Source organism: Butyrivibrio sp. (assembly GCF_024699075.1).
In genome coordinates, this window is record NZ_JAILQF010000057.1 from 1 (window position 1) to 4686 (window position 4686).

Below are 4686 nucleotides of genomic sequence, written 5' to 3' on the forward strand. Positions count from 1 at the left end.
AGATGTTAGCATGAGGATGTTCATCGGAGGGTGAGTTATTCATGTAAGAAATAACGAGCTGGATAAGATGTCTGGTTGGAATACCGGGACTTTCTTATCCGGCTCTTTTTTTTGAGAGGATTATCATTATGGAAAGACAAACAGATTTTACAACCGGAAAGATAGTTGCTCCACTTTTAAAATTTGCAATACCTGTTCTTATAGCTCTTTTTCTGCAATCTCTTTATGGTGCAGTTGATCTGCTGATTGTAGGACAATTTTCAGAGGCATCGGATGTGTCAGCTGTATCGACAGGATCACAGATCATGATGACAATTACTAATCTTATTGCAAGCCTTTGTATGGGAATGACTATTTTTCTGGGACAGAAGATAGGTGAGAAAAAAGCAGATGAAGGTGGAAGAATAATTGGAAGTGGCCTTGTGATGTTCATGTCAGTTGGACTGGCACTAACTATATCAATACCATTTTTTTCCAAAAATCTTGCAGCAATTATGCATGCTCCAACAGAAGCATTCGACCTGACTTCTGCTTATATTAAGATATGCGGTACAGGTATCATCGTTATTATTGCATATAATCTTATAGGTGGTATTTTCAGAGGACTTGGAGATTCAAACACACCACTTGTAACTGTACTTATAGCCTGTATTTTTAATATTATAGGAGACCTTGTTCTGGTAGCAGTATTTAATATGGGGACAAAAGGTGCTGCTATTGCTACAGTTTTAGCACAGCTTGTAAGCGTTTTGATCTCATTGCTACTTATTAGCAAAAAGAAGCTCCCCTTTGAATTCAACCTTAAGATGCTCAGATGGGATCGGAAGATAATTGGAAAGATTCTATTTCTGGGAACACCTATAGCAGTACAGGATTTGCTTGTGGGAATATCATTTCTCGTGATTCTTGCTATAGTTAATGCTTTAGGACTTACGGCTTCAGCAGGTGTTGGAGTAGCAGAGAAAGTATGTGCCTTTATTATGCTTGTTCCTGCAGCATTTATGCAGTCAATGTCAGCTTTTGTTGCTCAGAACAGGGGCGCCGGCAGGATAGACAGAGCTATAAAAGGGTTAAAAAGTGCTGTGGCCATTTCTTTCATCTTTGGATTTACGATGTTTTACACAGCATTTTTCCATGGAGATTTGTTGGCTGGAATTTTCTCAAATGATGAAGTAGTTATACTTGCTGCAGCAGATTATCTTAAAGCTTATGCTATAGATTGTCTTCTCACTTGTTTCTTATTTTGCTTTGTGGGATTCTATAATGGAATGGAATATACTAGGTTTGTAATGGTTCAGGGAATCATTGGAGCATTTGCGGTGAGAGTACCGGTATCTTTTATCATGAGTAGATGGGAACCGGTGTCCTTGTTTCATATAGGGCTGGCAACACCATGTTCTACTATGCTTCAGATAACGTTGTGCTTTGGATGTTATTTCTATATGATGAGAAAGCTCGGGAGAAAATGAATTATAATAAAATACGCGAAGAATACAAAGCATGTAGTAATAAGGACAAAGTTTTATTATTGGAGGACATAAATGGTAAAACAGATAGTAAAAGATCCTTTATTTTTGCAGCAAAAATCTGAACCTGCAACTAAAGCAGATGCTCAGGTTGTTACGGATCTTATAGATACATTAAAAGCAAATATGGATAGATGCGTTGGCATGGCTGCTAACATGATAGGAGTAAAGAAGCAGATCATTGTGGTAGCTGCAGGCCCTTTTATCTTCCCGATGATCAATCCAGTTATTACATCAAGAAGTGGCAAATATGAGACTTCTGAAAGTTGCCTGTCTTTGGATGGAGTTCGTCCATGCGTTAGATATAAGGAAATCGAAGTTGATTATCTGGATCAGGATTTTAAGCCGCAGCACGGCAAATACAAGGACTTCACAGCGCAGATAATTCAGCACGAGATTCAGCACTTTAGCGGAGATCTTATCTGACATATACATATCAATAATATGATGAGTAAGAAGTGAAAGTTTCAGAATAGAAAAAGAGTAGGAGGCCAACATGATCAAAATCGCAGGTAAGGATACTGAAGTATCAAGAATTTTCTATGGAACAGCTGCTGAGCCTTTTCAGTCTGGAGGAGACGGCAACGAACTTATTGAGCAGATGGTAAATCTAGGTGTTAATGCCATAGATACTGCAAGAGTTTATGGACGCGCCGAGGAATCTGTAGGAAGATGGATCAAAATCGGCAATAACAGGCAGAGAGTAACACTTCTTACTAAAGGCGGACATCCTGATATGCTCTGGAGAAGCCGTATCAGAGAGAAAGAGATAAGGAAAGACCTTAAAACTTCTCTTGATAAGCTGTGCACAGATTATATAGATATATATCTGCTTCACAGGGATGATCCTCAGGTGCCGGTAGGAGAGATAATAGAGCTATTAAATGCCCTTTATAAAGAAGGCAGCATCAAGAGTTTTGGTGTATCTAACTGGACTCATGAAAGAATTGCCGAGGGCAATGAGTATGCCAAAGAACATGGCCTTATTCCTTTTGCAGTTTCCAGTCCATGCTTTAGTATGGCAGTTCCTACAAGAGCGCCCTGGCCAGGATGCCTTACTATATCAGGTGATGAAAACGAAGATGCCAGAAAATGGTATATAGATAGCCAGATGCCCGTTCTTGCATATTCTTCAATGGCAGCCGGATTTTTCAGTGGAAGATTTAAAAGCGATGATTATAAGGGCGCTAAGAAGGTATTATCTCCGGATAATTACAAGACCTACGTAAGTGAGGAAAATATGGCTACGCTTAAAGTCTGTGAAGATATAGCTGAAGAGACAGGTCTATCAGTATCACAAGTTGCTTTCTCCTGGATATACGGACAGGATATGAATGTATACGGCGTAGTAAGTACAAAGAGTGCTGAAAGAATGAAGCAGAATGTTGATGCAATGCTTAAAGCAATCTCTTAAAAGTAATAACCAAACAATAAAATATATAAAAATATTTAATTAAAAACATTGCAATAGTTTTCTTATAGATTTATAATACCCTCATATGTAGTATTAAAAACTACATGGCTATTATGTATGAAAATTATCAAATTTAGCAGTAAATTTGCAGTTTAATACTGCGGTGGAGGTATTATGATCAAAGGAATTCGTATTGGAGACAAAAGCTGTGAGTATCCTATAATACAGGGCGGAATGGGAGTAGGTGTTTCTCTTCATAAGCTTGCCGGAACTGTCAGCAGAGAAGGCGGAATAGGCGTTCTGTCAGCAGCTGATATAGGCTATCTTGAGCCAGACTTTGAAACTAATCCTAAAGAAGCTAATATGCGTGCCATCAAGACAGAGATAGAGAAGGCAAGGCAGATAGCAGGTAAAGATAAGATAATAGCTGCCAATATCATGGTGGCAATGACTGATTATGCAGACCTTGTCAAGGAATTCGTGAAGCAGGGCATAGATCTTATAATTTCAGGTGCCGGACTTCCACTTAATCTTCCTGAATTCATCGAAGGCAGTAAGACCAAGATAGCACCAATTGTTTCATCACTTAGATGCTGCCAGCTTATAGTTAAGACCTGGCGCAGAAAATATAATTATATTCCTGATATGATCGTTATAGAAGGACCTAAAGCAGGAGGACATCTGGGTTTTAAGAGAGATGAGCTCTTTGCAGAAGAAGGCTCAAAACCTGAGCTTGAAAAGATTACTTCAGAGGTTGTATCTTATGTTCGCGATCTTGAGAAAGAGACCGGAAAAGAAATCCCTGTCATTGCAGCAGGCGGTGTATGGGATGGTAAAGATATTAATAAATTCATGAACCTTGGAGCAGATGGAGTTCAGATGGCAACACGTTTTGTTGCAACAAATGAGTGTGATGCTTCAGATGCTTTCAAGAATGCTTATGTTAACGCAACAGAGGATGATGTTCAGATCATAGATAGCCCTGTTGGTATGCCGGGACGTGCAATTCGCAACGAGTTCATTAAGCAGAAAGAAGAGAAGAAACTTGCAATAACCAAATGTTATCAGTGTATCAAGACCTGTAATGTTAAGGATGCTCCATATTGCATAACTAAAGCTCTTATTAATGCAGTTAAAGGTAATCTTGATGAAGGACTTATCTTTTGTGGAAGTAATGTAGGAAGGATCAAAGAGATCGTCCCTGTACATGATCTGATCCAGGAACTTATGGCAGAATATGCAGCTTTATGTGTAAGATCTGCTTGAGGTATATCTAAAATATAGATATTTGAAAAGCTCACACTTTTTTAGTGTGAGCTTCAGACTGTAGACAAAGTGGTCTAGAGAGCGTAGCTCTCTGGACCATTTTTCTTATGTTATGGGGCGTTTGTAGGGAAGATACAATTCCATATAAATACGGCGATTTCGATGGTGCTGGCAAGAAAGCATTGAGACATTTTGAAGATTTAAAAATGTATGATAAAATAACAGGAACAATTACAATAGATACCTTTGATGGTCTTAGCCAGGAGGAGAAGAGACTTCTGCTTCTTGTTACAACAGGTGATCCTGACGAGTATTCTTTTGCAGCGGAAAACCAGTATCATGCGCATAAGGATGACTGATGAAAAAATATATAAAAGCTTTAATAACTAGTTTGATTTTTGTTTTTTTAACATGGGTGTATATAGCTATAATGGGGGCAGTGATTCCTATTCTGCCTGATTTTATCAGCGGTTTGATTGA

5 protein-coding genes are annotated in these 4686 nt (G+C 38.6%); all 5 read left to right on the top strand.

What is annotated here, in order from left to right; genetic code table 11:
• Positions 1-128: 128 nt before the first annotated feature.
• The 5 genes from K6G87_RS02065 to K6G87_RS02085 all read left to right on the top strand — a co-directional run bounded on the left by K6G87_RS02065 (position 129) and on the right by K6G87_RS02085 (position 4565).
• A complete protein-coding gene (locus tag K6G87_RS02065) occupies positions 129-1469 on the top strand; it encodes an MATE family efflux transporter (RefSeq protein WP_296833198.1) in 1341 nt (446 codons plus the stop codon).
• Positions 1470-1541: 72 nt separating this feature from the next.
• Positions 1542-1952, top strand: a complete 411-nt coding sequence (locus K6G87_RS02070) for a peptide deformylase (RefSeq protein WP_296833201.1) — start codon at positions 1542-1544, stop codon at positions 1950-1952.
• Positions 1953-2022: 70 nt separating this feature from the next.
• The gene (locus K6G87_RS02075) at positions 2023-2940 is read left to right on the top strand and encodes an aldo/keto reductase (protein WP_296833203.1); all 918 of its coding nucleotides are present in this window, start codon (positions 2023-2025) and stop codon (positions 2938-2940) included.
• A 174-nt stretch (positions 2941-3114) separates the two neighbouring features.
• Positions 3115-4206: an NAD(P)H-dependent flavin oxidoreductase gene (locus K6G87_RS02080; RefSeq protein WP_296833206.1), complete on the top strand. Its 1092-nt coding sequence runs from the start codon at positions 3115-3117 to the stop codon at positions 4204-4206.
• 206 nt (positions 4207-4412) lie between these two features.
• On the top strand, positions 4413-4565 hold the full coding sequence (locus K6G87_RS02085; RefSeq protein WP_296833209.1) for a hypothetical protein: 153 nt from the start codon (positions 4413-4415) through the stop codon (positions 4563-4565).
• Positions 4566-4686 lie beyond the last annotated feature (121 nt).

Bases quoted from the DNA above. Each gene is read 5' to 3' on its own strand.
- K6G87_RS02065 (WP_296833198.1), top strand. From the start codon at position 129: ATGGAAAGACAAACAGATTTTACAACCGGAAAGATAGTTGCTCCACTT.
- K6G87_RS02070 (WP_296833201.1), top strand. From the start codon at position 1,542: ATGGTAAAACAGATAGTAAAAGATCCTTTATTTTTGCAGCAAAAATCT.
- K6G87_RS02075 (WP_296833203.1), top strand. From the start codon at position 2,023: ATGATCAAAATCGCAGGTAAGGATACTGAAGTATCAAGAATTTTCTAT.
- K6G87_RS02080 (WP_296833206.1), top strand. From the start codon at position 3,115: ATGATCAAAGGAATTCGTATTGGAGACAAAAGCTGTGAGTATCCTATA.
- K6G87_RS02085 (WP_296833209.1), top strand. From the start codon at position 4,413: ATGTATGATAAAATAACAGGAACAATTACAATAGATACCTTTGATGGT.